The sequence below is a fragment of the Dietzia sp. PP-33 genome (genome assembly GCF_033790845.1).
In the GTDB taxonomy this organism is placed as follows: domain Bacteria; phylum Actinomycetota; class Actinomycetes; order Mycobacteriales; family Mycobacteriaceae; genus Dietzia.
Genome location: NZ_JAMYEI010000001.1, coordinates 719,949 through 734,983, shown reverse-complemented (window position 1 = coordinate 734,983; position 15,035 = coordinate 719,949). Strand labels below are relative to the sequence as shown.

Here is a 15,035-nt window from a genome sequence, read left to right as displayed (position 1 = left end):
AGCACCTAGTGGAGCCGGCGCACCTTGTCAGGGCGGAGCACTTAGCGGGGCCGGCGCCCGCCGAATGCCCAGACGAGGGCATGCACCGCGAGCAACGGGGCGATGAGCACCACCGCGCCCCAGCCCGTGGTGGCCACGGGCACCCAGTCGTCCCAGGATGCGCGCATGGCGCCGAGGAAGTCCCCGCGCTCGGACTCGGCTGGCTCTGGTGAATCGTGCTCGGCGGCGGCGTCCCGGGAGTCGGCGAAGAGCCCTTCCACGTCCGCACCGTCCGCCGCGACGTGGAAGTCGGCGGGCTGAGGTGACTGCGAAGCGGAGTGCATAACGGGGATTCGACGCCAGGGTCGTCGCGGATTGGGTGCGGTGCCAGGCGGCAGGAGAGGCCCTCGTCGTCGTACTTTCCGCGCCACCACCGCATGTGCGGCACGTAGGCTGGGCGACGCCCCGCACTCCACCCGAGGCCGAGGATGCGATGCCATGGACAGCATGACGAACAGGTCGGCTCCCGCCGCGTCCGGAGGAAGTTCGACCGACGACGACCGCGGACCGCTGCTCCCGCCCGGGCCCCCTTTGCCCAGGTCGATCCAGGGCGTGGGCTTCGGCTTCGCCCGGCGCAGAGTGCTCCAGCGCCTGCAGGCCCGATACGGCAACGCCGTCACCGTGCACCTACCCATCTACGGGCGCGCGGTGATGATCGCCGACCCCGCGCTGGCCAGAGAGCTGTTCACCGCCCCGCAGCAGTCGCTGACCAACGTCGACCCCAATCTGGGTCGGGTCCTGGGGGAGCAGTCCATGTTCGCGCTCGAGGGCACCGACCACCGCCGGCGCCGCAAGCTGCTCACCCCACCTCTGCACGGCAGACGCATCAAGGGTTACGAGGCAGTGGTCGAGGAGGAGACCCGGCGCGAACTCGACTCGTGGGTCGTCGGCCGGCCGTTCCCCTCCATGCCGTCGATGACCCGCATCACGCTGGACATCATCATCCGGACGGTGTTCGGCGCCCGGGACGACGAGCTCGTCACGCTGCGCCGCGTCATCCCGCCGATGGTGGAGGCCGGCTCGGCGGTGGTCATCACCCCGGAACTGCCGGTGCGCGTGGGGGCGGTGGGTGTGGGGTCGTTGGGCCCGCGCGCTCGGTTCGCCCGCTACAAGAAGGTGTACGACGACGCGATCAACGCACTCATCGCCCGGGGCCGCCGCGACGACCGACTCGACGAGCGCGACGACATCCTGGCGATGATGCTGCAGAGCACCTACGACGACGGCTCGTCCATGACTGACGAGGAGATCCGCGACGAGCTCACCGCGCTTCTCGTGGCGGGACACGAGACCACCGCGACGACGCTCGCCTGGGCCCTCGAGCGGCTCAGCCGGAACCCCGCGGTGCTGGAGGAGTTGGTCGCCGAGGTCGACGCCGGGGGGACCGAGTACAGGCACGCGACGATCCTGGAGGTCCAGCGCAGCCGGCCGGTCATCGACCTCGCCGGACGCAACGTGCAGGTTCCGCACCTCGACCTGGGTCCGTGGCGGATCCCGCGCGGGTACAACGTGATGGTCGCGATCTCGCTGTTGCACGACGACAGCGTGCACTTTGCCGAGCCCGAGCGCTTCGACCCGACCCGCTTCCTCGACACCACGCCACCGCCGGCATGGCTGCCCTTCGGCGGCGGAACCCGGCGATGCATCGGTGCGGCGTTCGCGACGATGGAGATGGATGTCGTGCTGCGCACCCTGCTGAGCATGTACGAGATCGTCCCGACGGCCGAGCGCGACGAGAAATGGCACTCCCGCGGCGTCGCGTTCGCGCCTCACCGAGGAGGGCGGATCACCGTCCGGCGTCGGTGACGGTCGACGGGACCAGCCCGTCCCGCACGGCCTTGGTCAGCCGTACGTACTCGCCTGATCCGGGATCACGGATCCAGGTTCGCGGGCCGGCCTTCGGTAGGCCCCGGGCGGCAAGTCCGGTGGCGTCCGGCCTGTACCAATTCGTCACCGGGATGGTGTCGACAACGTGGACGATGTCCGGTCGTCCGGCGGAGGGGACCGAGACGAGTGCGCCACCGACGTCGGCCGCGGTGATCGCCCTGGAGCCCCACTTGCTCACAGCGGCGACGGCGACCAGACCCGTGGCAGCGGGCACGCCGTAGACCACGGCGATATCGACCTCGGGCAGATCCCCGAGCGCGTCGGCGACCTGGATCGGAAACACCGGGCCGTGTGACGTGCGGACCACCGTGCTCGCCGGGCCGAGCAGCCAGAAGTCGCCGTCCCGGTCACGCTCGAACACGTCGTCGGTGGACACCCACGTGTCGCCCCGCCGGAACACCCCGCGAAGCTGGCGAACGGAGGCGTCTACCCGGAGGCGGGGCCGGGCGAGAAGAACCCCGGGAGCGCCGACCTCGCTCGGCACGGCGTAGCCGCCGGGGCCGGTCACGATTGAGCCGGAGTCGGGGTCGACCTCGACGAGCCGAACCTCGGCGGTGCCGGGCAGCGGACGGCCACGAGCGCCGTGCTTGGCTGTCGAGAGATTGGCAAGAACGACATCGACCTCGGTGCCGGCGTAGAACTCGAGGACCCGAGTCCCCGGGTAGCGGTCCAGGACCCGTCGCCACACCCCGCGGGGCATGCCCGATCCCATGAAGAGGGTGATCGTCGGGAGGGTGTCGCGCGGATGCACCGGCTGGCGGACCAGCTCACGCATCATCGCCCACGTGTAGGACACGACCGTCACCCCGTAGCGGCGGATCTCCTCGTCGAAGGTCGCCGGGTCGAAACCGCGTGACAGCGCGATCCGGGACCCACCGGCCACGGCCCCGCCGACGGCGGTGAGCAGACCGGACGGGTGATGGAGTGGACTGAGGCAGTAGACGGTCGACGCGGCGGTCAGACGCGCGGCGCTGGCGGTGCCGAACGCGGAGAGCGCCCACCGGTGGTTGGTCACGAGCTTGGTCTGCCATGAGCCCGTGGTGCGAGTGAAGACGACAAAGGCGAGGTCGCCGGCGCGGCCGGGGTCCGGTCGGTACCAGCGGGGTAGCTCGACCGCATCGGGGTCGATGCGCTCGAGGTCGACGACCCCCTCGCCGAGGTCTCCGGGTAGGTCGCGGTCCGCGCCGCCGCCGCCGAGGACGAGCGCCCGCGCCCCGGCGTCGGTGACCCTGGTGGCGTGCTCCGGGTCGACGACGACCTCGGACACAGAGCTGAGCTGCAGCAGCTCGGACAGCTCTTGGGACGGAGGCAGCAGCACGGCCACGGCGCCGAGACGCGACAGCGCGGCGATCGCGACCAGCGCCGAGGGCCGGGTCTCCATGAGTACGCCGATGTGGTCGCCCTGGCGCACTCCGACCTCGATGAGTCCCCTCACCACGTTCGTGATCCGGGCGTCGACGGCCGAGTATGTATGGACGCGGTCGGCGAACAGGAAGCACGCGTCACCAGGCTGCGTCCGCGCACGCTCGGCCATGATCTTGGCGAACGAGATGCGTGTTCCGGTCTGGATCTGCCCCAGCCGCAACAGGCGCGGCGCGGCGTGCAGCGCCTCGTATCCCAGGGCCCGCGTCGTCTGCAGTGCGCCCACGGCGAGGTGACCGGCACCGCGCACCATGCCGACTCCGACCCCGGCGACCTGCGTCGCCCCTCCCGCCGCGAGCATCACCGCCGTGGTCGGGGACGGGTCGCCAGCGGAGTCGGGGCCGACTTCGGCGATGCCCTTCGGGCGGTCTCCGGTGCCTTCGATCCACCCGATCCAGTCGGCGACGGCGGGCCACGTCAGCGAGGAAGCGGTCGAGCCGACGACGAGTCCGAAGTGCCCGGCGCGGACCGGGAACTCGTAGACCTCGGCGGAGGGGGCGACGGCCGCGATCTTGCGGACGCCTGCCGGTACGCCGATCTCGTCGACTTCCCCGAGCACGGCGAGGACGGGGCAGGTGATATCGGCCAGTGAGACGACGTGATCTCCGACGACGAAGCCGCCGACCATCATTCGATTCTGGATGATCACCTGCTGCATCATGTCGACGATCGCCGGTCCGGACCATGCGACGAATCCCTCACCGCCGAGAAAGCGGCGCTGTCGCTCGTGTCCGATCAGCGCCTCTCGATCGTGTAGTTGGCGCAGGAAACCCACCTGCGAGCGGGCGGTCTTGATCGGGTCGAGCAGACGGAACCCGGTTGAGGCCAACCACCCGGGGAGTGAGTGGTCGCTGAAGACGTAGTCGGCAACGAAGCGGGCGACGTTCACGATCACGTCCTCGGGTACGCCGAGCGGGGTACTACCGCGCCAGTCGACGGGGGAGCCGAACGTCACGACGCTCTCGAGGTCGCGCGAGCGCCGGTATGCCGCGGCCTGGTAGCAGAACATGCCGCCCTGGCTGTACCCGCCGAGATGCACTGAACGACCCGTGGCGGCGGCGACGAGATCGATGACTTCGCTCACCGCGACGACGTGGTCGGTGAGGGTGCGTTCGAGCCCACCGTCCTCAATGTCAGGGGACCCGAAGTCGATCACCCACGGATCCATGCCGGCCTCGTGCAGTGCGGCCACCGCGCTCGTCGACGGGGAGACGTCCCAGATGTCCGCGGAGATCATCATGGGCGGCACGAGCACGATCGGCGGGCGCGGCCCCTCATCCACATCAACCTCGTCCACATCAACGCCGACGCGTCTGTGCCCGGCGCCCCCCGCCACCGGTCCGTAGTAGCGACGCAGCCGATACATCGGGCGACGGGTGACGATCTCGAACGGCGAGGGCTCTTCGTCGGTCTGTAGGCCGCCGAAACGCAGGACTTCGATCGCGTTGACGACGAATGACGTGGCGGTGGTGAGCGCGGCGGCGAGGGTGTCGGGGCGAGGGGTCATGGTGGTTGTGAGACTAGGGCGCGTCATCGGTCCGGTGTAGGCAGTTCAGGAATGAGCGGAGGGTCTCGGCTGATCCCGGGGAGCCGGCACCGTGTCACCCTGCTGTTGGCCGCGCTGATAGTAGTTTCACCGCATGGACGCTGCCCCGAATGGAACCGCCGCCGAACGGCGCGGGGACTCAGAGCAGGATCGTGGAACTCGCCCGACTCGGTTCGCCGGTGCTGCCGCGCACGGCGCGACATGGGGTGTGGCCTTTGTGACCCTGCGGATATTCGCGGTATCCGGTTACGACTGGTCCACGGCGTTCCTCGTCAGCACCACCCTCGGGCTCAACGACTCGTTCGCCCTAGTCTTCGGCTCACTCATCGCCGAGCACACCCTCACCGCGGTCCTGTTGATCGGTGTTCTCCCGCTACTGATCGCCGGGTACCTGTGGGGCCCGCGTGAGCACCGGACGGTGGTCCTGCTCCTGTCCGTACTGGGAGTGGTCGTGTCGGTGGCTCTCACATCGAGCTTCGGCATCTGGTGGCTCCCCGCCGGGGCAGCGGCAGTGTTCGCGGTGATCGCGGTGATCCGACGCCTGCCTCCGCAGCGTCCGCTGAGGCACGCGTTGGCTGTCGCCATGGCGCGGGTCGGCTGGGTGGCGGGGGTCGGTCTCCTGCTCCTCGCTGCCCTCGGGCAGACGCCCTGGGTCCCGCACGAGGTGATCGAGACGACCAACGGCACTGTGGCCGGGTATGTCCTGAGCATCGAGCCCGGATTCTTGAACGTGCTCACCGAAGACCGGGAGTTCACGATCGTGATCAGCGGAGACGTGCTCTCGAGAGAGTGACGAACTCGAGACGAACGCCGAGTGGTCGTCCACGCCGTGTGGGACGTGACCTCGTCGTCGTCATCAAGGATCTCGTCCCGAAATGCGACCTAGAGTTACTGACGTTGTCCTTACACTGAGTGACGGTGGTTGTGGCGACGTCGACCAGGGATGACCACCACGGATGACGAGGTGTGGACATGGCCACGAACACTGAATCGAGTGCGCCAACCAGCGCCGTGGACGGAAATGGAAGCACCGGCGAGCCCACTCTCACCGGCCTGGCCTTCTCGGACGGTGGGTTCGACGGCCAGTTCCTCCGCGTGCTGGACACCATAGCGACGGGCGGAGCCGACGTCGGCGAGGCGTTCATCACCGCCCGCAGAATCCCCGACGGCGATAGAAACGCCTGGTATGCCGAGTGGAACGCGCTCGGCGAACGGATTCTCGCGGACGCGGAGAAGAGTCTCGCCACCGGTCACCGAGTGAGCGCGCGTGAGGGCTTCCTCCGCGCGGCCACCTACTTCCGTATCTCCGGGGTCTTCATGTACGCCCCTCCGATGGATCCGCGTTTCGTCACGGCGCACGCGCGGCAACGGGACGCCTTCCGCCGAGCGATCGAGTTGATGGATCATCCCTTCCGGGAGGTCACGGTCCCGTACGACGGAACCGAACTCGACGGCTACTTCGCGACCCCACCCGGCCCGGGGCCGTTCCCCACCCTCATCCTGGTCGGCGGATACGACGGCACGATGGAGGAGACGTACGTCGCCGGCGGCGTCGCGGCGGCGCGGCGCGGCTACGCCGTTCTCATGATGGACGGCCCGGGCCAGGGCGCGGCGCTGGTCGAACGCGACCTGCACTTCCGACACGACTGGGAGGTGGTCGTCACCGCTCAGGTCGACTGGCTGGTCGCCCGTCCCGAGGTCGATGCCTCCCGGATAGCGGCACTGGGCCGCAGTTGGGGCGGCCATCTCGCGCCCCGCGCCGCCACAGCAGAGCACCGCCTCGTCGCCGTGATCGCCGACGCCCCGCAGTACGCTCCGGGAGCCAATGCCTCGCTGCTCCTTCCGGAGGAGTACCGCGGCGACCTGGACACCGGGGATGCCGATGAGCTGCTCAACACGGTGGTCCGCGCCGGGATGCAGCAGTCGCCGGGACTGGACTTCTCCGTGGGGCGAGGGATGCTCACGCACGGATGCGCGACCCCGGTCGACTACCTGCGCGAATTGAAGCTGTACACACTGGATGGCCTCGCGGACCGCATCGACTGTCCCGTGCTGCTGACCATCGGCCAGAACGACCCGCGCATCGTCGACGCGCAGAGTCTCTTCGACGCCCTCACCGCGCCCAAGACGATGATCGAGTTCACCAACGCAGAGGGTGCCGGTGAACACGACGAAGCGGGGGCGGCAGCGCTGTTTTCTCAGCGCGCATTCGACTGGCTGGACACGGTGATCGGCAGGTAGTCCGAGGCTCTCCCGCGCTCGCGATTTCGCTCGCTCGATCGAGCCCTCGTGGCGATCCGAATCGCCGTGCTGTACCCATCCCGAAGTCTCCGACCACTTCGGTTAACGCGTGAGGTCGGAGCAGGAGCGGATCGACCAAGGCTTGTTGTGGCTGCTGGGGCGAACTTCCGAACACGTTCCGAATACGATGCATCCATGTCCATCGCATCCCACCTCCCCCTGGCGACTCGTCGCTCCTCGGACCTGAGCAAGCACTCCGCCGAGGTCTTCGCCGAGGCGGAGGACCACCCCGTCACGGTGACTCGACGCGACGGCGAGGCGCTGGTGCTGATGTCGCAGCGCGAGGCCGAGGGACGTTCTCGGCTGCTGAACCTCGCGGCGCAGCTCATCACCGTCACGCTCGACAGCGACGGTTCGCTCGCTGAGCGCATGACCAGAGCATTCCCGTGGATGCACGCGTTGTCGCCCGCGGACCGGAAGGACTGTGCACAGGATCTCGTGGATGCCGCGCGCGCCTCGTTCGCTACTGACCAGCCCCACCTGGCGCTCGCTGAACTGACCTCCTGGAAGGAAACGGCCACTGCTGTCGCTGCAGGGCTCGGCAGCGCCGACCTTGAGTGGCTCGACGTGGACGACACCGTGAAGCGTCCGTAATCGTGGCAGCTGCCAGGAAGGGTGAGTTGGTCCCACGTCCTCCGAAGAAGATCGAGTACGACATCCGTTTCGCCACTGCCGAGAAGGGATGGCGAGACCTCGTAGCGACGATCCGGAACTCGATGACGGAGACCTGGGACTTCCTGACGCGAACACCCCTGCACACGACGCCGACGAACTATCGGCTCAAGGGCGAACTCGGCACGATCGTTAGAGGAGGAGCGACTCACGAGCGCTGGCAGCACAAGCCGACCGTCAAAGGAACTGCTCGCATATGGTTTTGCGTCCACGAGCGCACCGTTTTCCTGGAGCAGGTGCATTCCAGCCACCCGAACGAGACGAAGTAGGACCGATTCGGAAGGTCGGTTCTTCCAGACAGAATCCGGGCGACTGACCGCAACGTCCCCGGGATCGTCGTCGGCGGGTCCGCGCTCCGAACATGCTCGTGATGAACGCCGATCCATTGTCGAGGTTCACGCGGCTTGCGACCTCGTCGTCGTCGTCAATCGAGGGGCCGGCACCTGGTCACCTCGCGCCTACTCGGCACCGTGCTCGGACCGGACCACCCTCGTCGGCTGCGGCGCCGCGCAGGACCAGTCCCAGTCGTCCCACCAGACGCTGGTGCCGCGGGGGTAGTTCGGTCGGCGCGAGAGCGGTGACGAGAACATGCCCGGTGTCCGCCGCTGCGGGGACTCCGGATGGGGGGGGCAGGGTAATCGGGCACGGGGTAATCAGGGGCGGTGGGGTCGGTGGCGCCGTTGCAGCGCCACCGACCGTCGATCACCCGTGAGTGCCGCGTCCCGACGCGCCGGCGTCAACCAGTGCGGGGACTCGGAACGTCAGAAACCCCGAGGGGTCAGGAGCCCAGGGACCCGAGCGAACCCGTCGACCCGGTTGAGCCCATGGACCCGAACGAACCGCCGAGACTGCCCATGGACAGGCTGCCCATCGAGTCGATGTTCAGCTCGCCACACGCGGCGGGATCGGTGGCCTCGGAAGGCAGGTCCGGATTGAGGTCCGACACCTGCTCGCCGTCGTACTCGCCGCTGCCGTTGTGGTCGACACCGTGCAGAACCACGGAACCCTCGCCGTTGCGGAGGCTGGCCGCCACCTCGTCGGTGACCGTGAAGGTCCGCGAGTACGCCGCATCGCCGACCGGGAACCGCTCGACCGCGAGCGCGCTGGCCGGGCTGGTGTCGCCCTCTGTGGTCAGCGACACCTGGACACCGCCGTAGGAGTCGATGGCGTCCGTTGTGCGGATCGCGCCCTCGAAACCTGTGCCCTCCTGGTTGGGATCGGGGCACTGGTTGGCCCCACCGATGTGGATGTGCTGCGCGTGCGGGGCACCGGCGAGCAGGCCGGAGCTGTCGATGCGGACGCTGAGCTCATTGCCGTCCAGCGTGAGCCAGGCGGTGCTCTCCACGCCGGAGTCGTTCAGCTCCGTGATGTTGGCCGTGAGGTTGGTGGTGTCGGTGTCGGTTCCCGTGCTGCCGAGGCTCCCCGCCATCGCGGGAGCCACCCCGAGCGAGCTGAAGAGTGCAGTGGCTGCCAACACAGGCAGCGTTCGTCTGGTCATCGTGCGCATATGCGTCCTTTCGACCTGGGGCACCGTGCGGCCATCCGACCGCTGAGGACGGTGCTGGCAGTGATTCGCAACACATCCAAGATCGGATTGGGTGATTCTCAGAATCGCCCCACAGCGTCCGTGTGGTCGGCTCCTCCGGCCACGATGTCCCGGACTCTTGGGTAGGTTGGTGGCCCACCAGCCCGCGCCCCAACCCAGGAGGCAACTGAGCGTGCAGACTTCCACCGCAGCAACCACCACCGCGGACGCGGACAAGAGTTCGCTAGCGACGCAGGACGCCAACGAGAAGCGACGCAACCCGGACAAGGGGTATGTGGCGCTACTCGGCTGGGCGCCGAACGCGGTCGACGCAGTGGACAGGTTCGACCGCCGCTACGTCGTGGTGGCCCCGGACTGGGCAGAGGACTACTGCCGCCAGCACAACATCCCGTTTGTCCCGTGGAACTTCGAGCGGCTCAACGACCGGTCCATGGAGATCGCCGAGACGCTCAAGGAGATGGGCGTCGACGTGGCGATCCCGCTTTTCGAGGAGACCGTCGAGTGGGCGGGCGCCATCAACTCCATGCTCCTGGACAACCCCACGCTGTACGGACAGTCGTTGCTGCTGCGCGACAAGGCGCTGATGAAGCGCCGCGCGCAGCTCGGTGGGATCCGCGTGGGCATCTTCGAGGAGGCCCACGAGCGCGACGACGTGATCCGGTTCCTCAAGCGGGTCAACCAGACGCTGCTCAAGCTCGACGGCGACCCCAACGACCCGATCCACCTCAAGGCCTTCGACAAGGCCGGCTGCCTGGGCCACCGGGTCATCCGCACGCCCGACGAGGTCGACACGATCCCGGACGAGGAGTTCCCCGTCCTGATGGAGTCCCACCTCGACGGCTGGGAGTTCGCCGTCGAGGCATGGATCCACAACGGCAAGATCGTGTTCCTCAACATCTCCGAGTACGTGACGCTCGGGTATTCGGTGTTCGTGCCCGCCTCCCCGGAGCTGGAGCGCTACCGCCCGGAGATCACGCGGCAGATCGAGAAGCTCATCAAGACCTTCGACATCAAGTTCGGGTTCGTGCACCCCGAGTACTTCGTCACCAGCGACGGCGAGATGTACTTCGGCGAGGTCGCCTACCGCCCGCCGGGGTTCAAGGTCTTCGAGCTGCTGGAGCGGGCCTACGGCTTCAACGCCTACCAGGGCCTGGTGCTGGCGTTCGACCCCAAGACCACCGAGGAGGAGATCACCGAGTTCTTCCCGCGCGAGGTCGTCGACGCCACCGGTCACGCCGGCTGCTTCGGCGTCTACCCGCGGCGCCGCGTGGTCTCCACGCTCGAGGTCCCGGAGGAGACCGAGGACCACGAGTACTTCGAGTCCCACGAGCTCACCGCGCCCGTCGAGGAGACCGTCACCAAGCGCACCGCGTTCGGTACCCACTGGGGTCTGATCTACTTCTTCGGAGAGGACGCCTACGAGATGCGCACCCTCCTGGCGCGCCAGGAGGAGCTCGACTTCTACGTGTGACGAGCCATCTGCACGCAGAACGTGGGTACGGTACCGGGGGCGGGCGACGTCGCCCGGAGATCTGGAGAGTGAACATCAGTGGCACACGATGAGCCCGGGGCGGACCGAGTACTGGACAAGAGGGTGGCCTCGCTCGTCGAGGCCACCAAGGCGCTCGGCGAGTCCGGAGACGTGGGCAAATCACCGCGGCTGCGGCGCGTCCTCGACGGCCTGCGCCTGGTCCTGATCCAGGACGGCGGAGCCCGGGCCGTGCAGTCGATGGCCCGCGAGCTCGAGACCGCCGGGTTGTTCGAGGGGACCGACTGGGCGGCGCCGAGCTCTCTGGTCGCGGCGCTGAGCACCGGGTCGCTGCGTAGCCCCGACTCGGACACCGTGGTGATGGAGATCGTCAGCAATCTCCGGCTCGTCGCGGTGGCCAAGGGCGAATACGTGCACCCCGAGGTCTCCGCGGAGGACGCGCTCCAGCACGTCAAGGAGGTCCTGGCCACCAACGCCTCGCTCCTGTTCACCTCCGCCACCGAAGCCGAGCGGGTGCAACAGGGTCGGATGGCCAAGGTGACCCGCACCGCGCTGTCGCACATCGCGCAGGAGATCGGGTTCGACAGCGTCCTAGACCAGCTGGTGGAGGAGATCTGGCGGATCCTGCGGCAACGCCCGATCCAGGTCGATCACATCAAGAAGACGATCACGCAGGTCGCCGTCGCACGCCAGGACCCGGACGTGGAGATGACCAGCGGCGGCTTCGGTGTCGACCGTCTGATCAGCAGCATCTTCGGCACCACCGAGGCGAGCCGGGAGGACCCCGGGGTCGACGTCTACCGCTCCCGCCTCGAGGCGATGGACGAGGGCGCCCTGCAGTACGAGGCCGCCGGGTTCGCGCGGTCGATGCACGACACGGGCCTCGTCTCGGCGTACCACCCCGTCCTGCTGCGGTTCCTCCGTGAGAAGGGGAGCTTCCTTCTCAGCGAGGCGCTCGGACTGTCGAGCACCGGACGCGAGAGCCTGTTGTGCTTCCACGGTCTGGTCGACGCCCTCATCGACGCGGCCGTGCACCCCGAGACGGCCCAGTCCGTCTACGGACTGGCACTGCTGCTCGAGCGCGGGATCCTGTTCCAGCCGCCGGTCGCACCCGCGCTGTGGCGACTGCTGGGCCTGCCGCTGTCGGAGAACTCCCTCGAGCGCCTCGCACTGGCCTTCGGCCCGGAGCACGACGGCCGCGTCTGGCTGCTGTCCGGGACCCTGTCGATGCTCGGACAACCCCTGGGCGTGGGGCAGGGGGACAACCCCACCTGCCAGTCCGCACGAGCACTGTCGATGTGGGCCTACAACGACCCCGACTACCTCTTGCAGACCATCGCCTGGGCGGCGCGGGACGACGAGGTGGTCATGCACTTCGAGGGCCGCCCCATCTCCTCCCGCGGCCTCGACGCGGGACTGGCGGGGACCCAGCCCGTGGACCTGGACCCGGTGTCCCTGCTCGTGGTGCCGCACCTGGACCGCATCTACGCCGAGATGGGCAGGCAGTGCGCCGATCGTGAAGGCGACCCGCACCGCTGGGTCAACCCGGAGTTCCACGGCTGGTGGGCGGCCCGGGGCTTCCGCATCAACGTGGACGTGGAGTCCGGCAGGCTGACCGGGCTCGAGGACTTTCTGCGCCACTTCTACGGCAGCTACCACCCGTACCACAACGGCAATCAGCCGCTGATCCACCCGCAGCCCGCCGGCGTGGCGGTGACCAACAGCTCCGCGAAGTTCGTGGGCTGGCACGCCATCACGATCCTGCGGGTCGCGCTGGACCCGGACGAGGTCATGCGCGTGTACTTCTTCAACCCCAACAACGACAGCGGCCAGGACTGGGGCGACGGCGTGGTGGTGAGCACCGCCGGCAGCGGCGAGCGGTTCGGCGAATCCTCGCTGCCGTTCGAGCAGTTCGCCTCGCGGCTGTACATCTTCCACTTCGACGCCCTCGAGCCCGGCGAGACCGGATCGGTGGCGGCGGAGGAGATCGCCCGGGCTACCGAGTACATCCACTCGAGCTGGGGCGCGGATCGGCTGCCGGAGATCTGAGTCGGGCGCCCACGCCCTCCCTCCGACGTGGGCGCCCAGCTCGTGCCGCACCAGTGGCTCGCGGGCCCTGGCGTCTCGTGCTGCGGGAATGGTCCATTCCAGGCGCATAAGTCGGGTGGACGCGGGCAGAAAGGCCGCGCAAGCCAGAGGGGGCCGGCCCCTACGGCGTCGCGGACCGGCCAGTCATCGCGCCGTCCGTCCTCACCGCGTCCGTGCTCACCGCGTCGGCCCTCACCCCGTGCCGCCCCAGCGGCAGCATGAGCGGCCGGCCGGAGGTGGGATCGGGGATCACCACGGAGTCGATCCCGAACACCGCGCGGACCATCTCGGGGGTGAACACCTCCTGCGGAGCCCCGGCGCAGTGCACGCGCCCGTCGGCCAGGGCCACCAGGTGGTCGGCGTAGCGGGCGGCCAGGTTGAGGTCGTGCAGCACCATGACGATGGTCGTGCCGCGGTCACGGTTGAGGTCCACCAGCAGGTCCAGCACCTCCACCTGGTGCGCCACGTCCAGGAACGTCGTGGGCTCGTCCAACAGCAGCAGGTCGGTCTGCTGGGCCAGGGCCATGGCTATCCACACGCGCTGGCGCTGCCCGCCGGAGAGCTCGTCCACGGCCCGGTCCGCCAGCTCGAGGGTTCCGGTGGCCTCGAGCGCGGAGGCCACGGCCTCGTCGTCGGCGCGGGCCCACCTCGAGAGCATCCCCTGGTGCGGGTTGCGCCCGCGGCCCACGAGGTCGGAGACGGTGATCCCCTCCGGCGCGAGCGGCGACTGGGGGAGCAGCCCCAGGGTGCGAGCCAGCTTCTTGGCGGGGATGTGGTGCACCTGCTCGCCGTCCAGCAGCACCTGCCCGCCGCGGGGCCGCAGGAGCCGGGACATGGACCGGAGCAGCGTGGACTTGCCGCACGCGTTGGCGCCGACGATCGCGGTGATCCGGCCCGGCGGTACCTGCAGTTCCAGGTCGTGGATCACCGTGCGGTCGCGGTAGCCCAGGTCCAGGCCGGTGGCGTGGAGGGTGTGGTCGGCGGTCACAGTGAGCCTCCGGTGCGGTTGCTGCGGGCGATGAGGTAGATCAGGTACGGGGCGCCGAGTGCGCCGGTGATCACGCCGACGGGGTAGCGGGAGCCGAAGGCGTACTGGCCCACCAGGTCCGCGCCCAGCACCAGCACCACGCCCACCAGCGCGGCCGGTAGGAGTGGCGAACCGTAGGGCCCCACCAGTCGGGCGGCGATGGGCCCGGACAGGAACGCCACAAAGGCGATGGGTCCGGCGGCCGCGGTGGCAAAGGCGATCAACCCCACGGCGGCCACGATCAGCACGATCCGGGTGAGCTCGGTGCGCACCCCGAGCGCGGAGGCGGTGTCGTCGCCCAGCCGCAGCATCGACAGGTCACGCGACTTGAGCAGCAGCACGGGGGCGAACACCAGGCACGCCACGAGCACCGGTTGCACGTGCTCCCAGGAGGCGCCGTTGAGGCTGCCGGTGATCCAGCGCATGGCCTCCTGCAGCTCCCACTGGGGCGCGGTCTTGAGGATGTAGCTGGTGGCCGCGTCCAGGGTGGCGGCCATGCCGATGCCGATCAGCACCAGACGCGTGCCCACCACGCCGCCGCGGTAGGCCAGCAGATAGATCGCCAGTGCCACGGCGATCCCCATCACGATCGCGAACACCGACACCTGGGTGCCACCCAGACCCAGGACGATGATCGCGAACGCCGCCGCCGCGCTGGCACCCGAGCTGATGCCGATGATGTCGGGGGAGGCCAGCGGGTTGCGCAGCATGGTCTGGAAGGTCACGCCGCCGATGCCGAAGCAGACGCCGGTGAGCACCGCGAGCACCGCGCGGGGCAGCCGCAGCCGGCCGACGGTGAACGAGGCGCCGGCCACGTCCCGGCCCAGGATCACGCCCATCACCTCGGCGGGGGAGTAGAACGTCTTGCCCACCATGAGGCTCGCGGCACACAGCGCGGCCGCCACCAGGGCGAGCGCGCACATGACGATCAGGCGCCGACGACCCCGGCTGCGGCGGCCGCGGGTGACCACCTCGACGGCCGACGGGCGGGCCTGGGTCAGCGCGCTCTGCGTCACGA

13 protein-coding genes are annotated in these 15,035 nt (G+C 69.0%); 7 read left to right on the top strand and 6 right to left on the bottom strand.

What is annotated here, in order from left to right; all coding sequences use genetic code 11:
• Positions 1 to 41: 41 nt before the first annotated feature.
• A complete protein-coding gene (locus NJE57_RS03515; RefSeq protein WP_319026963.1) occupies positions 42 to 323 on the bottom strand; it encodes a hypothetical protein in 282 nt (93 codons plus the stop codon).
• A 154-nt stretch (positions 324 to 477) separates the two neighbouring features.
• On the opposite strand from NJE57_RS03515, the gene NJE57_RS03510 reads away from it, so the two are divergent.
• Entirely contained in the window at positions 478 to 1,845 is a 1,368-nt protein-coding gene (locus NJE57_RS03510) for a cytochrome P450 (RefSeq protein WP_319026962.1), read from the top strand.
• Here the strand turns inward: NJE57_RS03510 and NJE57_RS03505 are convergent.
• A complete protein-coding gene (locus NJE57_RS03505; RefSeq protein WP_319026961.1) occupies positions 1,826 to 4,855 on the bottom strand; it encodes an AMP-binding protein in 3,030 nt (1,009 codons plus the stop codon). The genes NJE57_RS03510 and NJE57_RS03505 overlap by 20 nt on opposite strands.
• Positions 4,856 to 5,111: 256 nt before the next feature.
• On the opposite strand from NJE57_RS03505, the gene NJE57_RS03500 reads away from it, so the two are divergent.
• The 4 genes from NJE57_RS03500 to NJE57_RS03485 all read left to right on the top strand — a co-directional run bounded on the left by NJE57_RS03500 (position 5,112) and on the right by NJE57_RS03485 (position 8,136).
• A complete protein-coding gene (locus tag NJE57_RS03500; protein WP_319026960.1) occupies positions 5,112 to 5,687 on the top strand; it encodes a hypothetical protein in 576 nt (191 codons plus the stop codon).
• Positions 5,688 to 5,866: 179 nt separating this feature from the next.
• Entirely contained in the window at positions 5,867 to 7,135 is a 1,269-nt protein-coding gene (locus tag NJE57_RS03495; RefSeq protein ID WP_319026959.1) for an alpha/beta hydrolase family protein, read from the top strand.
• A gap of 195 nt (positions 7,136 to 7,330) precedes the next feature.
• Positions 7,331 to 7,789 (top strand): prevent-host-death protein, encoded by a 459-nt coding sequence (locus tag NJE57_RS03490; protein ID WP_319026958.1) that lies wholly within the window; start codon positions 7,331 to 7,333, stop codon positions 7,787 to 7,789.
• Between the two features lie 2 nt (positions 7,790 to 7,791).
• Positions 7,792 to 8,136: a hypothetical protein gene (locus NJE57_RS03485; protein WP_319026957.1), complete on the top strand. Its 345-nt coding sequence runs from the start codon at positions 7,792 to 7,794 to the stop codon at positions 8,134 to 8,136.
• A gap of 189 nt (positions 8,137 to 8,325) precedes the next feature.
• On the opposite strand, the gene NJE57_RS03480 is transcribed toward NJE57_RS03485, so the two are convergent.
• Together NJE57_RS03480 and NJE57_RS03475 are read right to left on the bottom strand one after the other, a co-directional pair.
• Positions 8,326 to 8,457 carry a hypothetical protein gene (locus NJE57_RS03480; protein ID WP_319026956.1) on the bottom strand — a complete coding sequence of 44 codons (132 nt, stop codon included), beginning with the start codon at positions 8,455 to 8,457 and terminating at the stop codon, positions 8,326 to 8,328.
• 188 nt (positions 8,458 to 8,645) lie between these two features.
• On the bottom strand, positions 8,646 to 9,365 hold the full coding sequence (locus tag NJE57_RS03475; RefSeq protein ID WP_319026955.1) for a CHRD domain-containing protein: 720 nt from the start codon (positions 9,363 to 9,365) through the stop codon (positions 8,646 to 8,648).
• 220 nt (positions 9,366 to 9,585) lie between these two features.
• Here NJE57_RS03475 and NJE57_RS03470 point away from each other — a divergent pair, with 220 nt between their 5' ends.
• Together NJE57_RS03470 and NJE57_RS03465 are read left to right on the top strand one after the other, a co-directional pair.
• Complete coding sequence (locus NJE57_RS03470) at positions 9,586 to 10,884, top strand: carboxylate--amine ligase (protein ID WP_319026954.1); 1,299 nt, start codon at positions 9,586 to 9,588, stop codon at positions 10,882 to 10,884.
• 78 nt (positions 10,885 to 10,962) lie between these two features.
• The gene (locus NJE57_RS03465) at positions 10,963 to 12,951 is read left to right on the top strand and encodes a hypothetical protein (RefSeq protein ID WP_319026953.1); all 1,989 of its coding nucleotides are present in this window, start codon (positions 10,963 to 10,965) and stop codon (positions 12,949 to 12,951) included.
• Between the two features lie 160 nt (positions 12,952 to 13,111).
• On the opposite strand, the gene NJE57_RS03460 is transcribed toward NJE57_RS03465, so the two are convergent.
• Positions 13,112 to 13,978, bottom strand: coding sequence for an ABC transporter ATP-binding protein (locus NJE57_RS03460; RefSeq protein ID WP_319026952.1), 867 nt, complete (start codon positions 13,976 to 13,978; stop codon positions 13,112 to 13,114).
• The gene (locus NJE57_RS03455; RefSeq protein WP_413464354.1) at positions 13,975 to 15,033 is read right to left on the bottom strand and encodes a FecCD family ABC transporter permease; all 1,059 of its coding nucleotides are present in this window, start codon (positions 15,031 to 15,033) and stop codon (positions 13,975 to 13,977) included. Before NJE57_RS03455 ends, NJE57_RS03460 begins: the two co-directional genes overlap by 4 nt.
• Between the last annotated feature and the right edge of the window lie 2 nt (positions 15,034 to 15,035).